The sequence below is a fragment of the Burkholderia sp. SRS-25 genome (assembly GCF_004343765.1).
GTDB lineage: Bacteria > Pseudomonadota > Gammaproteobacteria > Burkholderiales > Burkholderiaceae > Burkholderia > Burkholderia contaminans.
This window is the reverse complement of the sequence record NZ_PTXM01000034.1, coordinates 1-14,591: the sequence shown is the minus strand read 5'-3', so window position 1 is coordinate 14,591 and position 14,591 is coordinate 1. Positions and strand designations below refer to the sequence as shown.

12 protein-coding genes are annotated in these 14,591 nt (G+C 64.7%); 5 read left to right on the top strand and 7 right to left on the bottom strand.

The window, feature by feature from the left end:
- Positions 1-14 precede the first annotated feature (14 nt).
- The 3 genes from C5O79_RS34805 to fdnG are packed head-to-tail and all read right to left on the bottom strand — an operon-like array spanning position 15 to position 4,634.
- Complete coding sequence (locus C5O79_RS34805; protein WP_039370262.1) at positions 15-641, bottom strand: formate dehydrogenase subunit gamma; 627 nt, start codon at positions 639-641, stop codon at positions 15-17.
- Complete coding sequence (gene fdxH / locus C5O79_RS34800) at positions 638-1,552, bottom strand: formate dehydrogenase subunit beta (protein ID WP_046549875.1); 915 nt, start codon at positions 1,550-1,552, stop codon at positions 638-640. Before fdxH ends, C5O79_RS34805 begins: the two co-directional genes overlap by 4 nt.
- A 10-nt stretch (positions 1,553-1,562) precedes the next feature.
- Positions 1,563-4,634 carry a formate dehydrogenase-N subunit alpha gene (fdnG, locus tag C5O79_RS34795; RefSeq protein ID WP_081421068.1) on the bottom strand — a complete coding sequence of 1,024 codons (3,072 nt, stop codon included), beginning with the start codon at positions 4,632-4,634 and terminating at the stop codon, positions 1,563-1,565.
- 142 nt (positions 4,635-4,776) lie between these two features.
- Here fdnG and C5O79_RS34785 point away from each other — a divergent pair, with 142 nt between their 5' ends.
- From C5O79_RS34785 to C5O79_RS34775, 3 genes are all read left to right on the top strand, one after another.
- Entirely contained in the window at positions 4,777-5,721 is a 945-nt protein-coding gene (locus C5O79_RS34785; RefSeq protein WP_122475351.1) for a YihY/virulence factor BrkB family protein, read from the top strand.
- Positions 5,722-6,135: 414 nt separating this feature from the next.
- On the top strand, positions 6,136-7,296 hold the full coding sequence (locus tag C5O79_RS34780) for a porin (protein WP_046549879.1): 1,161 nt from the start codon (positions 6,136-6,138) through the stop codon (positions 7,294-7,296).
- Positions 7,297-7,683: 387 nt separating this feature from the next.
- Positions 7,684-8,157, top strand: a complete 474-nt coding sequence (locus C5O79_RS34775; RefSeq protein ID WP_122475349.1) for a VOC family protein — start codon at positions 7,684-7,686, stop codon at positions 8,155-8,157.
- Positions 8,158-8,305: 148 nt separating this feature from the next.
- Here C5O79_RS34775 and C5O79_RS34770 read toward each other — a convergent pair whose 3' ends face one another.
- Positions 8,306-9,097, bottom strand: a complete 792-nt coding sequence (locus tag C5O79_RS34770; RefSeq protein ID WP_122477370.1) for an AadA family aminoglycoside 3''-O-nucleotidyltransferase — start codon at positions 9,095-9,097, stop codon at positions 8,306-8,308.
- A gap of 278 nt (positions 9,098-9,375) precedes the next feature.
- The gene (locus C5O79_RS34765) at positions 9,376-9,825 is read right to left on the bottom strand and encodes an HU family DNA-binding protein (RefSeq protein ID WP_011355701.1); all 450 of its coding nucleotides are present in this window, start codon (positions 9,823-9,825) and stop codon (positions 9,376-9,378) included.
- Between the two features lie 257 nt (positions 9,826-10,082).
- Between C5O79_RS34765 and C5O79_RS34755 the strand changes: the two genes are divergently transcribed.
- On the top strand, positions 10,083-11,201 hold the full coding sequence (locus C5O79_RS34755) for an acyltransferase (RefSeq protein WP_122475346.1): 1,119 nt from the start codon (positions 10,083-10,085) through the stop codon (positions 11,199-11,201).
- 393 nt (positions 11,202-11,594) lie between these two features.
- Here the strand turns inward: C5O79_RS34755 and galU are convergent, their stop codons facing one another.
- Both galU and C5O79_RS38320 read right to left on the bottom strand, forming a co-directional pair.
- Positions 11,595-12,482: a UTP--glucose-1-phosphate uridylyltransferase GalU gene (gene galU / locus C5O79_RS34750; protein WP_046549882.1), complete on the bottom strand. Its 888-nt coding sequence runs from the start codon at positions 12,480-12,482 to the stop codon at positions 11,595-11,597.
- 230 nt (positions 12,483-12,712) lie between these two features.
- Positions 12,713-12,856, bottom strand: coding sequence for a hypothetical protein (locus C5O79_RS38320; protein ID WP_006479318.1), 144 nt, complete (start codon positions 12,854-12,856; stop codon positions 12,713-12,715).
- 217 nt (positions 12,857-13,073) lie between these two features.
- Here C5O79_RS38320 and C5O79_RS34745 point away from each other — a divergent pair, with 217 nt between their 5' ends.
- Entirely contained in the window at positions 13,074-14,249 is a 1,176-nt protein-coding gene (locus C5O79_RS34745; RefSeq protein ID WP_047850258.1) for an acyltransferase, read from the top strand.
- Positions 14,250-14,591: the final 342 nt, after the last annotated feature.

The following is a 14,591-nucleotide window of genomic DNA, read 5'->3' as shown; positions in this document are numbered from 1 at the left end:
CCCGCTCCGGTGCGTTATTTCACGCTTTCACGGAACCACTTCGGGTGATGCTTGCGAGCCCAGCCCAGCGTGACGGTGCCGCGCACCATCGCGCCGATCGAGCCCTTCACCCACAACGCCGCGTAAATGTGCACGATGATGCTCGCGATCAGCACGAAAGCCGCCACGGCATGCACGACAGCGGCCGCGCGGATCACCCCGATCGGGAAGTAGAACGAGAAGTAGCGCCGCCAGATCACGACTCCCGACAGCAGGAGCAGCAGCAGGCACGCGACCAGCGTAAAGAATAGCAGCTTCTGCCCGGCGTTATAGCGCCCGACAGGCGGCAGCTTGTCTTCCTGGTTGGTCAGCACGTCGCCGATCTGCTTGAGCCACTGGCGATCGTCCGCGTCGAGCGCGTTGTGGTGCCAGAAGCGCACCACCAGGATCGCGAACGACACGAACATCACGAGGCCGACGAACGGATGCAGGATCCGCGTCCACTGGCCGCCGCCGAACAGCGCGGTCAGCCAGAACATCGACGGATGAAACAGCGCGAGCCCGGACAGCGCGAGCAGCACGAACGTGATCGCGGTGATCCAGTGGTTCGTGCGCTCGTTCGCCGAGTAGCGGACGATCAGGTTGGGGTCGTCGTGTTTCATTTCGCGTCCTCCTTGATGCGTCGCGCCTCGTCTTGCGCGGCCTTTTCCTCTTCGTCGCTCACCTCGTTCGGACCGACCCGGACGTAGTGGAAGAACCCGGCAAGCGCGGTCAGCGCGATGCCGGCCACCGCGAGCGGTTTCGCGATGCCCTTCCACAGCTTCACCATCGGGCTGATCGACGGGTTGTCGGGCAGCCCGTGGTACAGCGACGGCTTGTCCGCGTGGTGCAGCACGTACATCACGTGCGTGCCGCCGACGCCCTGCGGGTCGTACAGCCCCGCATGCTCGAAGCCGCGCTCCTTCAGGTCCTCGATCCGCTCGGCCGCGTGCTGCTTCATGTCCTCCTTGGTGCCGAACACGATCGCGCCCGTCGGGCAGGTCTTCACGCAGGCCGGTTCCTGACCGACCGCGACGCGGTCGGAACAGAGCGTGCACTTGTACGCGCGATGATCCTTCTTCGAGATCCGCGGAACGTTGAACGGGCAGCCGGTCACGCAATAGCCGCAACCGATGCAGTTCTCCTCGTGGAAATCGACGATCCCGTTGTTGTACTGCACGATCGCGCCCGGCGACGGACACGCCTTCAGGCAGCCCGGATCCTCGCAGTGCATGCAGCCGTCCTTGCGGATCAGCCACTCGAGGTCACCGGCCGGGTTCTCGTACTCGGAGAACCGCATGACCGTCCACGAATGCTCTGTCAGGTCGGCCGGGTTGTCGTACACGCCGACGTTGGTGCCGACCTCGTCACGCAGGTCGTTCCACTCCATGCACGCCGTCTGGCATGCCTTGCAGCCGATGCACTTCGATACGTCGATCAGCTTGGCGACACTCCCGGTCACCGGTTCGCGCACCGTGGGCGGTGGCGTCGTGGTGGCCGAGACGCGCTTGATATCCAGCGATTGCAATGCCATCTCTTTCCCCTTACGCCTTTTCGACCTTCACCAGGAACGACTTGAATTCCGGTGTATAGGAGTTGCCGTCACCCACGGACGGAGTCAGGGTATTGGCGAGATAGCCGGGCTTCGTCAGACCCTTGAAGCCCCAGTGCAACGGGACGCCGACCGTCTGGACCTTCTTGCCGTCGACCGTCAGCGGCTTGATCCGCTTCGTGACGAGGGCGACCGCGATGATGTAGCCGCGCTTGGACGACACCTTCACGCGCTCGCCGTGCGCGACGCCGACTTCCTTCGCGAGGTCTTCGCCGATCTCGACGAATTGCTCGGGCTGGATGATCGAGTTCAGCCGCGCATGCTTGGTCCAGTAGTGGAAGTGCTCGGTCAGCCGGTACGTCGTCGCCACGTGCGGGAAATCCGCCACCTTGCCGAACGACGCGCGGTCGTCCGGGAACACGCGGGCAGCCGGGTTGTTCAGCGCCTGCGGGTTGTTCGGGTGCAGCGGGTTCGCGTCGAGCGGCGTCTCGAACGGCTCGTAGTGCTCGGGGAACGGACCTTCGTTCATCCCCGCCCGGGCGAAGAAGCGTGCAACACCTTCCGGGTTCATGATGAACGGCCCCATCCCGTTTTCGGGCGATTCGTCCGCCTTGAAGTCGGGAATGTCGGCCCCCTTCCACGCGCTGCCGTTCCAGCCGATCAGCTTGCGGGTCGGGTCGAACGGCTTGCCGGCGACGTCGCACGACGCGCGGTTGTACAGGATCCGCCGGTTCGCCGGCCACGCCCACGCCCAGTTCAGCGTCTGGCCGATGCCGGTCGGGTCGGAGTTGTCGCGCCGCCCCATCTGGTTGCCGGCCTGCGTCCAGGCACCGCAGAAGATCCAGCAGCCGCTCGCGGTCGTGCCGTCGTCCTTCAACTGCGCGAACGCGGCCAGCTGCTCGCCCTTCTTCACGAGCGTCTTGGCCGGATCCTTCGGATCGGGCAGATCGGCGAGCGCCTTTCCGTTGAACTCCATCGCGAGCTCTTCGGGCGTCGGGCTTTCCGGGTTCGCGTACGGCCAGGTCAGGTTGACGATCGGATCCGGGTACTTGCCGCCGTCCTTCTGGTACATCTTGCGCATGCGCAGGAACAGCCCCGACATGATCTCGAGGTCGCTCCTCGCCTCGCCCGGCGGCTCCGCGCCCTTCCAGTGCCATTGCAGCACGCGGCTCGAACTCACGAGCGAACCGTCTTCCTCCGCGAAGCACGTGGTCGGCAGACGGAACACCTCGGTCTGGATCTTCGACGAATCGACGTCGTTGTAGTCGCCGTGATGCTTCCAGAACTCGGACGTTTCGGTCGCGAGCGGATCCATGATCACGAGCCACTTCAGCTTCGCGAGGCCGGCCGCCGTCTTCACCTTCGACGGCGACGCCGCAAGCGGGTTGAAGCCCTGGCAGATGTAGCCGTTCATCTTGCCGGCATTCATCAGCTCGATCACCTGCAGCAGGTCGTACTGCTTGTCCAGCTTCGGCAGGTAGTCGTAGCCCCAGTTGTTCTCGGCGGTCGCCGCGTCGCCCCACCAGGACTTCATGAAGCTCACGTGGAAGGCCTTGTAGTTCTTCCAGTAGCTCAACTGGTTCGGCCGCAGCGGCAGCTGCACGCGCTTCTTGATGTAGCCGTCGAAATCCTGCTCGGCCTGCATCGGCAGCGTCATGTAGCCCGGCAGCAGGTTCGACATCAGCCCGAGGTCGGTCAACCCCTGGATGTTCGAGTGGCCGCGCAGCGCGTTCATCCCGCCGCCGGCGATGCCGATGTTGCCGAGCAGCAGCTGCACCATCGCGCCGGTACGGATGATCTGCGCGCCGATCGAGTGGTGCGTCCAGCCGAGCGCGTACAGCACCGTGCCGGCGCGGCCGGGAACGGCCGTGGTCGCGAGCATCTCGCACACCTTCAGGAATTTCTCCTTCGGCGTACCGCACGTCTGCTGGACCATGTCCGGCGTATAGCGCGCGTAGTGCTGCTTCAGCAGGTTGTACACGCAACGCGGATGCTGCAGCGTCGGGTCGACCTTCACGAAGCCGTCGTCGCCACGCTCGTAGTCCCAGCTCGATTTGTCCGGGTACGCGTGCTTCTCCGCGTCATAGCCGGAATAGATGCCGTCGTTGAACGCGAAATCCTCGCGCACGATGAACGAGAAGTCCGTGTAGTTCTTCACGTACTCATGCTGGATCTTGTCGTTCGTCAGCAGATAGTTGATGACGCCGCCCAGGAAGACGATGTCGGTGCCGGTGCGGATCGGCGCGTAGTAGTCGGCCACCGAGGCCGTACGCGTGAAGCGCGGGTCGACGACGATCAGCCGCGCCTTGCGGTGCGCCTTCGCCTCCGTTACCCACTTGAAACCGCACGGATGGGCCTCGGCTGCATTGCCGCCCATCACGAGAATCACGTCCGCGTTCTTGATGTCGACCCAATGGTTCGTCATCGCTCCACGGCCAAACGTCGGGGCAAGACCTGCCACCGTCGGGCCATGTCAGACACGCGCCTGATTGTCGAATGCGAGCATCCCGAGACTGCGGATGGTCTTGTGCGTCAGGTAGCCGACTTCGTTGCTGCCCGCCGACGCGGCCAGCATGCCGGTGGTCAGCCATCGGTTGACCTTCGCACCGTCTTCCGCCGTCTCGACGAAGTTCGCGTCGCGATCGGCCTTCATCAGCTTCGCGATGCGGTCGAGCGCGTCATTCCACGAAATCGGTTCCCACTTGTCCGAGCCGGGCGCACGATACTCGGGGTGCGTCAGGCGGTTCGGGCTGTGGATGAAGTCGATCAGGCTCGCGCCCTTCGGGCACAGCGTGCCGCGATTGACGGGATGGTCGGGATCGCCTTCGATGTGGATGATGCTCGGCCGGGCGTTTTTCGCGCCGTCTCCGAGGCTGTACATCAGGATGCCGCAACCCACTGAACAGTAGGGACAGGTGTTGCGCGTTTCGACTGTGCGCGCCAGCTTGTACTGTCGGACTTCGGCAAGCGCTTCGGATGGAGAGAAGCCCATCAGGGCTAGACTCGATCCGGCAAGCGACGTAGCCGTCACCTTCAGGAACTGGCGCCGGGACATTTGTAGCATGGCTGGTCTCGGCGTTATTGTGGGGGTGAGGAAACTGAAAGGAATTATAGACAGTTCGCGCAACTATGTTCGAATCCTCGGATCAATACCGAATTGTCTGATTACCAACGATGATCCGCGTTCCGCGCGCCACCGACCCGTCATGAAACGACAGATCACCTCCGAAGCCACCCGTCTCGCGCAACAACAGGCCAACTGGGCCCTCACCGCATTCAAGCGCTTCTCGTCCGACCGCTGCTCCGCGATGGCCGCGGGCATCGCCTTTTTCTCCGCGTTCTCGCTCGCGCCGATGCTCGTGATGGTGATCGCCGTGGCCGGCTGGTTCTACGGCGACGATGCCGCGCGCGGCCAGGTGTTCGAACAGGCCCACCAGCTGATCGGCGACGACGCGGCAGCCAGCATCCAGACGATCGTGCAGAACGCGCACCGCGCGGGCGAGCGCGGCGGCCTGGCAACCCTGATCTCGTTCGCCGCGCTCGCGATCGGCGCATCGGCCACCTTCGCGTCGCTCAGCGCCGCGCTCAGCGTGATCTGGCCGGCCACCGAGAACCGCTGGTCGAGCATGCTCGGCCTCGTGCGCGTGCGGCTGATCTCGTTCGGGCTGGTACTCGGCGTCGCGTTCCTGCTGATCGTGTCGCTCGTGCTCGACACCGCGATCACGTTCGTCGGCACCTGGCTGCTGGGCAATTCGCCGTATGTGATCGTCACGAACCTCGTGCAGTTCTTCGTCGGCATCGCAGTGCTCGCGGGCGCGTTCGCGTCGTTGATGAAGTTCCTGCCCGATGCGCGCGTCGCGTGGCGCGACGCCGCCATCGGCGGCATCGTTTCCGCGATCCTGTTCTCCGGCGGCAAGAAGCTGTTCGCGCTGTACCTCGCGCACGCGGGCACCGCAAGCGCATTCGGTGCAGCCGGATCGTTCGCGGTCCTGTTGATGTGGCTGTACTTCTCCGCGATCGTGCTGCTGCTCGGCGCGGAATTCGCGGCAGCCCGCGGTAATGCGCATCGGCCGGCCGAGGATTCCGCGGCGGCCGCGTCCGCTCGAGTTGCTCAACCTGGCCACGCCGATCATCGCCCGAGCGACGACTGATTCACCCGCCGTCTGCCACCGGCCGCGCATCGATTTCGCGCGCCCGGCATACCCGGCCGCCCCTTTGCAACCCCTGTCCGCCGCGCATCGTGCGGCGTCGGCACCCTCTTGAAACGTCGGCGTGCACACACCTGCAATCGCAAACGTTTGCATGCGCTCATTTCCCTGCTGCAACGGGCCGAAACAGGGGATCTTCCGACCTGCGCATCAACTATTGAAACAATCGCGGCGCAGCAATTGTCAACTATTTCAAAAACAGGAACAGTCGCTGATGTGCTTGATATATATAGACTTTTTCCCGCTGTTACCTTTTCGAGACACTTTATTTTTTAAGCTTTCTTGCGTGTATGGCACTGAGCTATTCTCCAATCCGCAACAAATAACGATGAATCACTTGCGTGGAGAAACTCAACGATGAAGAAACTTGCTCTCTCGACCCTCTCGCTCGCCCTGCTGGGTGCCGCTGGTGCTGCTCAGGCGCAGTCGAGCGTGACGCTCTACGGCGTGATCGACACGTCGATCACGTACGTTCACGGTAACGCCGGTCAAGGTAACAATTCGTGGTCGATGGGTAGCGGCAACCTGCAAGGCAGCCGCTTCGGCCTGAAGGGTTCTGAAGACCTCGGTGGCGGCCTGAAGGCGATCTTCCAGTTGGAAAACGGCTTCAACTCGGCATCGGGCACGCTGGGCCAAGGTGGCCGCATGTTCGGCCGTCAAGCATTCGTCGGCCTGCAAAGCGACCAGTACGGTACGCTGACGCTGGGTCGCCAGTACGACCCGCTCGTCGACCTGGTCCAGGCAGTCACGGCTGACAACTACTTCGGCAGCGTGTTCGCTACGCCGGGCGACGTCGACAACAACGACAACAGCCTGCGCGTCAGCAACGCGATCAAGTACACGTCGCCGGTCTGGGCAGGCCTCCAGGTCGAAGCGCTGTACGCACTCGGCGGCGTCGCCGGCTCGACCGGCAAGGGTCAGACGTGGGCGGCAGCTGCAGCCTACAACAACGGCCCGCTCGGCGTGGCTGCGGGTTACTTCCACGCAAACAACGCGGCAGCGCTCACGGCCGGCAAGCGCGGCACCTGGACCGGTACGTCCGACGCGATCTTCGACGGCGACACGGGCACGACCTTCATCAACAACGCGTTCGTGTCGTCGACGTCGATCGGCATCGCGCAAGTGGCAGCCCAGTACGCATTCGGCCCGGTGACGGTCGGTGCCGGCTACAGCAATGCCCAGTACAAGGCTGACGGCGCCTCGACGTTCGGTACGAACCAGAAGTACAACACGGGCCGCGGCTTCGTCACGTACCAGGCATCGGCACCGCTGCTGCTGGGCGTCGGCTACATCTACACGAAGGGTAGCGGCGACAATAACGCCAAGTACCATCAGGTTTCGCTCGGCGCGGACTACTCGCTGTCGAAGCGCACCGACGTGTACCTGGTTGGCGCATATCAGCACGCAAGCGGCCACAACGCCGACGGCAGCGATGCACAAGCGTCGGTCGGCTCGTATGGCATCGCCGGCAAGAGCTCGCAGGAAATCGTCGCTCTCGGCCTGCGTCACAAGTTCTAAGAAAGTACGTTTCCGGCGTGCACGGCGTCTCCGACGCCTTGCCGCCGACCTGGAAAGCCAGCCCCGGTTTCGGCCGCGGCTGGCTTTTTTTCGTCCGTCTTCCGCGCGCCGGCAGCGCCCGCACAGGCCGGCAACCGGAACCCGGGCCCGCTGCACGCCGGCCGGCCTGCAGCGGCACCTGGCGGCTGCAAAGCGCCGGGAACACCGTTTGCGAATCGCCGCGCCGGTCGCCATCCGCGCGACGAGCGACTACCATCCGCACTGCCGGCACCGCTCGACCGGTGCGATCGCAATGTGCCGAGGCATGTCGATTTCGGCAACCGTCGTCCGTCGTCTCGATGGCGGCACGCGGTTCGCGCATCGCCCCACTCACACAGGAGATACGCCATGACGATTCAGAAGATCACGCCTTTCCTCTGGTACGCGGCGGAAGCAGAAGAAGCCGCAGCCTTCTATGCGGGCATCTTTCCGGATTCGCGCATCGTGCGCGTCACGGCGGTGCCCGGCACCGAGGGCACGCGGATGGTCGAGTTCGAGCTGTTCGGGCAGCCGTTCTTCGCGATGAGCCACCCGCGCACCGATACGTTCAACCATTCAATTTCGCTGCTGGTCAGCTGCGCCGACCAGGCGGAACTCGACCGCTACTGGAACGCCCTGCTCGACAACGGCGGCACGCCCGACGCCTGTGGCTGGCTGAGAGACCGTTACGGCGTGTCGTGGCAGATCGTTCCGGAAACGCTGATCCCGATGGTGTCGGACCGGGACACGGTCAAGGCCACGCGCGTAGCCGCCGCGATGATGCAGATGATCAAGCTCGACGATGCCGCGCTGAAGGCCGCGTACGCGGGTACGGCGGGCTGACGAAGCACGTCGCACGGCGCATGCGCGACGACGCGCCGGGTCGCCGACAGGCTTCCGGCTCGACCGCATGCGCGTGCGACTGCCGCGCCAATGCCGATGATCTTCATCGGCGTCGCCCCCAGGCCGGCCACGCGCGCGGCGTCCTCCGCTACGTCGACAGCATCGATTCGACCGTTCGCCGCGCGTAGCCGATGAATGCCGCGAGGGGTTCGCCCGACAGGATCGCCGCGTCTTCCTCGCCGCCGAGATAGGCGGCGCGCGCAGCCGCCACAACCGGCCGGTGCGTGCCCGGCAGATGCTCCAGCACCCATGCCGCAGCGACGTCCTTGGACGCGATCCTGCCGGTCGCGGCGCTGTACCAGATGCGCGCGAGCGCGAGCACCACGTTGCACTCGTCGCCGCGCCAGTCCGGTTCAGCATTCCACTGCGCGACCGTCGCCCACAGCGCGGCGACAAAATCCCGTGCCGGCACCGGCTCGAGCAGCGTAGCCGCCGGCAGGCCAGCCAGCACGACACTGCGCTGCCGCACCTTCGTCAACAGGATCGCCAGATCGTGATCGACGAGCGCCGGTTCGACAATGCCGGCCTCGAGGTCGTGACGGAGCCACTCGCCGAACTGCAGTTCGCGACGCGCCGGATGACGCCACGGCACCACTTCATCGTGCGCAACGACGGTCACTTCCAGTGCACGCATGCCGCCGGCGCGACCGGGCGGCGCCGACACGGCGAGCAAGTCGAGCATCAACGCGCGCCGCGTCGATTCGTCGGGCCGGGCCGACACCGTCACCAGCAGGTCGACATCGCTGCGCGGCTTCAGTCCGCCGTCGAGCGCCGATCCGAACAGGTGGATCGCCTTCAGCGTCGCGCCAAGATGCCGTGCGATCGTGTCGCACGCGGCAGCGACCTGGGCTGCGATTTCGTCAGGGATGGTTTCGGTCACGATGCACGTGCGTCGCGATGCGTACGCAACCGGCATAGCGCGCGCGACGGGTTGCAGCGGATCTGCTGCAAGCACGCAGCGGATTGCCGTTCGTCATCGCGCGTGCGCGGCGCGTCTTCCGTCGTGCGTCACGCGTCGAACCGGACCTTCCGCCATTTCATCGCTTCGCTGCTTCGCGATTTGCGCAGCGCAATAAAAATCCCCGTACGCTTTCGCGTACGGGGATCGTCGGACATCGCAACGGCTGCCGACATGCATTCGGCAACCGCTGCGCGGCATTACGCCGCTGCGTCCTTCAGCTTCTTCAGCGCACGTGCCTTCACGCGCACGCTGGCCGGCTTCGCCGGGAACCAGCGCTCTTCGCCCGTGAACGGATCCTTGCCGAAGCGCTTCTTCTTCGCCGGCACGACTTGCGCCGTGATCTTCAGCAGACCCGGCAGCGTGAACTCGCCCGCGCCCTTCTTGTGGACCGAGCCCAGCACGACGTTCTCGAGTGCGACGAGCACTGCCTTGACCGCCTTCACCTCGACAGCTGCGCGCTCAGCGATGTGCGTTGCGAGCGATGCCTTCGTGAACTTGTCCTTCAGCGGCGTCGGAGCGGCCGGTGCCGCCTTCGCGACAACCTTCTTAGCCACTACTTTCTTCGCGGGCGCAGCCTTTTTGGCAGCCACTTTCTTGGTGGCGGGTGCGGCAGCCTTCTTGGCCACCTTTTTTGCGGAAGTCGCCATGTTTCTCCTACCAGGTGTGGTCGTTGGATACACGAAGCGTGCAACGCGCGCGCTTCAACGCCGGATTCTACAAGCGCCTTGACGCTTCGTGCAGTACTTTTATGCGTTTTCGCGGGGTTTCCCGCAGGTTTTTTTGCATGCGATCGATTTCATCGACGCTCCAGCATCAAAAAACGCCTTCACGTAGGCACCCGAATGCGAATTACGTTCGATATTTGCGCACCTATACTGGGCTCGCTCAATGCCCGGATGCCTCAATGCGCGAAGCCAGATACGTCAAAGGACTCGACGGCCTGCGAGCCCTCGCCGTCATCCTCGTTTTCCTGTCCCACAAGGGCCACGTCCTTGCCGTCGACGTCGGCAAGCTTGGCGTGTGGACGTTTTTCCTCATCAGCGGATTCCTGATCGTCGGCGAGCTGCATCGCAACCGCGAGGCGGTCGAGCGCGGCACCATGACGCGCCGCCACGCGCTCGCGCTGTTTCTCGCGAAGCGCGCGCTGCGGATCTTTCCCGTCTATTACCTGCTGCTCGCCGCGCTCGCGATCGCGCATGCGCTGTTCTACCAGCGCGGCGTCAATCTCGGGCTCGCGTGGCACGCGGCGTTCCTGTCGAATTACTGGATCGGCGCCGTCAAGGACGGCTGGCCGGGCTCCACGTCGCACTTCTGGAGCCTCGCGGTTGAACAGCAGTTCTATCTGATCGCGCCGCTCGCGCTGCTCGCGGTGCCCGCCGCGCGCCACGTCGCGCTCGGCATCGCGGCCATCGTGCTGTGCGCGCTCGCGCATCTCGCGCTCTACCTGTGCGACGCGTCGCCGGTGCTGATCTACGCGTTTTCCCCGTGGAATTTCGCGCTGATCGCGCTCGGCGGCGTCGGCGCGATGGCGCTCGCCGATCGCGGTGCGGCCGCCGTGCGCCGCGTTCCGCCCGGCTGGCTCGGCGCGGCCGGCGTAGCGTTCTTCCTCGTGCTGCCTGCATGCACGACCTTGCCCGACACGATCGCGGGGCTCGCGGATCTCGGCCTGTCCGCGTCGCTCGGTGCGCTGCTGCTGTGGATCGTCAGCGAACCCGAGCATCCGGTCGTGGCGCTGCTCGACCGGGCGCCGCTCGCCTATCTCGGCACGATCAGCTACGGCTTCTACCTGTTCCACAACCTGATTCCGGCGCGTTTCGGCGTACTGCCCGCGCACGTCGCGCACGTGGCCATACCTGAAATCGTCCGCGACACGCTATCCGAACTGCTGCAGTTCGCGCTCGCCGTGCTGCTCGCGCACCTGTCCTGGCGCTATCTCGAAAAGCGGCTGCTCGATTTCAAGAAGCCGGTCGCTGCGATGCTGGCCCGGCATTTCGTCGCTCGGCCGAGCACGTCGGCACGTTGAACCCTGCACGGACGCGGCAACGGTTGAGCTGAGAAACGGCGCTTCAAGCCCCGCCCCGGAGCTGACACTCAACACTCCAGCGATCGCGGCATCGACCGGCGCCGGCAAACCCGATGCGGTCACGAACATCGACGTGCATCGCGCAATCGAACCGCCGATCCCGTCATCCGGCGCCCGCCGCGACACCGGTTTCAGCCGTGACGTCCGTTCTCGTCGGAGCGCCCCGCCCCGCACGCAGCCCCGATCCTGAAGCCGATCCGCTACCCCACACACCCCGACGGCACGCACCGCGATCGTGCACTGGCGCACCCGCACACGCAAAAAAGCCCCGGCGCGCGAGCGGCCGGGGCCAACGGAACAACCACCACCTGAAACAACGGAGCGCGCGGCTGCTTAGGCGACAGCAGCCAGCGCGGGCAAGCAGGTACGCAGGTAGGCCTCGAATTCGCGGCTCACTTCCGGATGCTGGAGCGCGAGTTCGACGGTGGCCTTGAGATAGCCGATCTTGCTGCCGCAATCGAAGCGCGTGCCGTAGTAGCGATACGCGAGCACCTGCTCGTTCGCGAGCAGCGACTGGACCGCATCGGTCAGCTGCAGCTCGCCGCCGGCGCCCGGCTTGAGCTTGCGCAGATGATCGAAGATCGTCGGCATGAACACGTAGCGGCCGACCACGCCGAGATTCGACGGCGCGTCCTCGGGCGCGGGCTTCTCGATGATGCCCGACAGCTTGATGATGTCCTCTTCCCATTCGCGGCCTTCGACGACGCCGTACGAGCGGCTGTCGTCGCGCGCGATCGTCTCGACCCCGATCACCGAGCTGTGATAGTGGTCGAACACGTCGACGAGCTGCTTCAGCACCGGTTGTTCGCCGTGCAGCAGGTCATCGGCGAGGATCACCGCGAACGGCTCGCCATGCACCAGCTTCTCCGCGCACAGCACCGCGTGACCGAGGCCGAGCGCTTCCGGCTGGCGCACGTAGAAGCAGTTCACGTGGCTCGGCTTGATGCTGCGCACGAGTTCGAGCAGCTTGTCCTTGCCCCGCGCCTCGAGCTCGGCCTCGATCTCATAAGACTTGTCGAAGTGATCCTCGATCGCGCGCTTGCTGCGCCCGGTGACGAAGATCATCTCGGTGATACCGGCGTTGATCGCTTCCTCGACCGCGTACTGGATCAGCGGCTTGTCGACGACGGGCAACATTTCCTTCGGGCTCGCCTTCGTTGCCGGGAGGAACCGCGTGCCGAGACCGGCGACGGGGAACACGGCCTTGGTGACTTTCAACATGTTCGCATCCTGATTGCGTTGACTGCGCCGCGTCGACCCGCGACCCGGCGCGATTGTGTTCCGAACGGCATATCGAGAATCGACGGTACTGCCAATTCGACTCCGCTCATTTTCGATATGGACTGATTGCCCAATGATTCCGGAAAAAATATAATCCTTTCAACCCGGTCGATATTGCCGAACCGAGTGCCGAGGCAGAAACAAATTACCGATTTTCCAGATACAAATTCTTACGATTCGAATTCCTCGATATAGGGCACGCCGCCCCGTTCGAGACCCGGGCGAATCGGTTCGTTCTTCAGCGCCTCGCGGTACGCCGACAGCACGGCCATGACCAGCAGTACTGCAGCGCTCGCGATCCAATGCATGTCCATCTTGCCGCTCCTTGCATCATTCAACTGGAGCTTCAAACTATCAGAAAAAAATCGGTAAATAATTGACCCGCCTCGCGGAACCGCTTTCCGAACACGATAAATCCATGATGTGGAATTCCAATATTTCCCGGCGAGATTTTTTTATTCATTGATCGAATTCTTGCGCATTACGATTGGATGAAACTTCCCGTCCATCCGTCGCAAGGAATCGAATCGCATGCAAGCTTTCAGCGGATCGTCTCTGACCGCGCCGCCCGTCGCCGATCACAAGGAACACGTAATCGACGCGATGCGCGGCTTCGCGGCGCTGCTCGTCGCCTATTTCCACTGCCGCCAGGTCGTCTGGGTCGGCATGCAGAGCTTCCATCACGCTTACGGCCACGCGCTGACCCCGAGCGCGATCGCCGGCTACCTGACCTTCCCGTTCGCGTGGGGCTCCGCCGGCGTGCCGATCTTCTTCGTGATCAGCGGCTACTGCATCCACCGCAACGCGGCCCTCAAGCTCGCGGCCGACCCATCGTACCGGCTCGACGCGCCGAACTTCTGGGTGCGCCGGTTCGCGCGCATCTACCCGGTGCTGCTCGCCGCGCTGCTGTTTACACTCGCACTCGACTCGGTCAGCCTGCAGATCGAGCCCGTCAGCCACAAGATCCGCGACGTCGGCCTCGTCGCGTTCCTCGTGAACCTGTTCTCGCTGCAGGGCGTCGCCGGCTACACGTACGGGTCGAACGGCGCGCTGTGGACGCTGTCGCTCGAAGTGCAGTTCTATGCGATCTACCCGCTGCTGTTCGCGGTCCGCCGGCGCATCGGCATGCCGGCGGTCGTGGCCGCGGTCGCGCTCGTCAACCTCGCGTCGGCGTGGCTGCTCGAACGGCACGACCTGCAGTTCTTCACGTCGTACTGGCTGTCCTGGACGATCGGCGCATGGATCGCCGACGTGCGCGCGCAGCCGGCACGCGGCGCGGCCACCGTGCCGTCGCGCGCGTGGTACGGCGCGGCTGCCGTGCTGCTGGCCGCCGGCTGCGGCGCGTTCCATTTCGGCCAGTACGGCGCATTCCAGCTGTGGTCGGCCGGCTTCGCGTGCTTCCTGTACCGCGCGCTCGCCCGTCCGCCGCGCCCGACGCCGCCGCTGCGCGTGCTGAGCTGGTTCGGCGACTTCAGCTACTCGCTGTACCTGATCCACCTGCCGCTGTTCGTCTGCCTCGGCTCGGTGCTGTTCCATTCCGAGCTGCAGCTGTCGATCTGGCCGTCGTTCGCGTTCATGGCCGTCGCGATCCCGGTCGCGTATGTGTTCTACCGCATGTTCGAACGGCCCGCGATGACGTGGTCGGCCAGCTTCAAGCCGGCTCGCCCTGCTCGGGTCGTTACGCCGGCGCCCGAACGGGCCGTTTGATCCGGCCGGGAAGCTTTCCGGAGCCCTCGCGCGGCGGTACGCTGCGCGGGGGCTTTTTCACGGCCTGAGTGCGCCGGCGTGGCGGGTTGGCATGCGTGGGTAGCCTGCCGGTCCCGGGCCGCGCTACGGCCCGCCTGAGCCCCGCTCGACCGACTTTCACCGGGGACCGCCTGGGCACGGCCTTCTGGCGTCACCTTCTGGCGTCACCTTCTCGCGTCGCCAACTATTCCCTCCCAATCGACGACCGGCCAAGCACGCGCCCCAAACAACGCACGACAACCTGCCCCCCCCCCCCCCCGCCAAACGACCCCGGCCGCCAGAAAAAAATCCCCCCCACCGGCC

What these genes read in the sequence shown, in the direction of transcription:
- C5O79_RS34805 (WP_039370262.1), bottom strand. Translation starts at nt 641, where the DNA reads ATGAAACACGACGACCCCAACCTGATCGTCCGCTACTCGGCGAACGAG.
- fdxH (WP_046549875.1), bottom strand. Translation starts at nt 1,552, where the DNA reads ATGGCATTGCAATCGCTGGATATCAAGCGCGTCTCGGCCACCACGACG.
- C5O79_RS34785 (WP_122475351.1), top strand. Translation starts at nt 4,777, where the DNA reads ATGAAACGACAGATCACCTCCGAAGCCACCCGTCTCGCGCAACAACAG.
- C5O79_RS34780 (WP_046549879.1), top strand. Translation starts at nt 6,136, where the DNA reads ATGAAGAAACTTGCTCTCTCGACCCTCTCGCTCGCCCTGCTGGGTGCC.
- C5O79_RS34775 (WP_122475349.1), top strand. Translation starts at nt 7,684, where the DNA reads ATGACGATTCAGAAGATCACGCCTTTCCTCTGGTACGCGGCGGAAGCA.
- C5O79_RS34765 (WP_011355701.1), bottom strand. Translation starts at nt 9,825, where the DNA reads ATGGCGACTTCCGCAAAAAAGGTGGCCAAGAAGGCTGCCGCACCCGCC.
- C5O79_RS34755 (WP_122475346.1), top strand. Translation starts at nt 10,083, where the DNA reads ATGCGCGAAGCCAGATACGTCAAAGGACTCGACGGCCTGCGAGCCCTC.
- galU (WP_046549882.1), bottom strand. Translation starts at nt 12,482, where the DNA reads ATGTTGAAAGTCACCAAGGCCGTGTTCCCCGTCGCCGGTCTCGGCACG.
- C5O79_RS38320 (WP_006479318.1), bottom strand. Translation starts at nt 12,856, where the DNA reads ATGGACATGCATTGGATCGCGAGCGCTGCAGTACTGCTGGTCATGGCC.
- C5O79_RS34745 (WP_047850258.1), top strand. Translation starts at nt 13,074, where the DNA reads ATGCAAGCTTTCAGCGGATCGTCTCTGACCGCGCCGCCCGTCGCCGAT.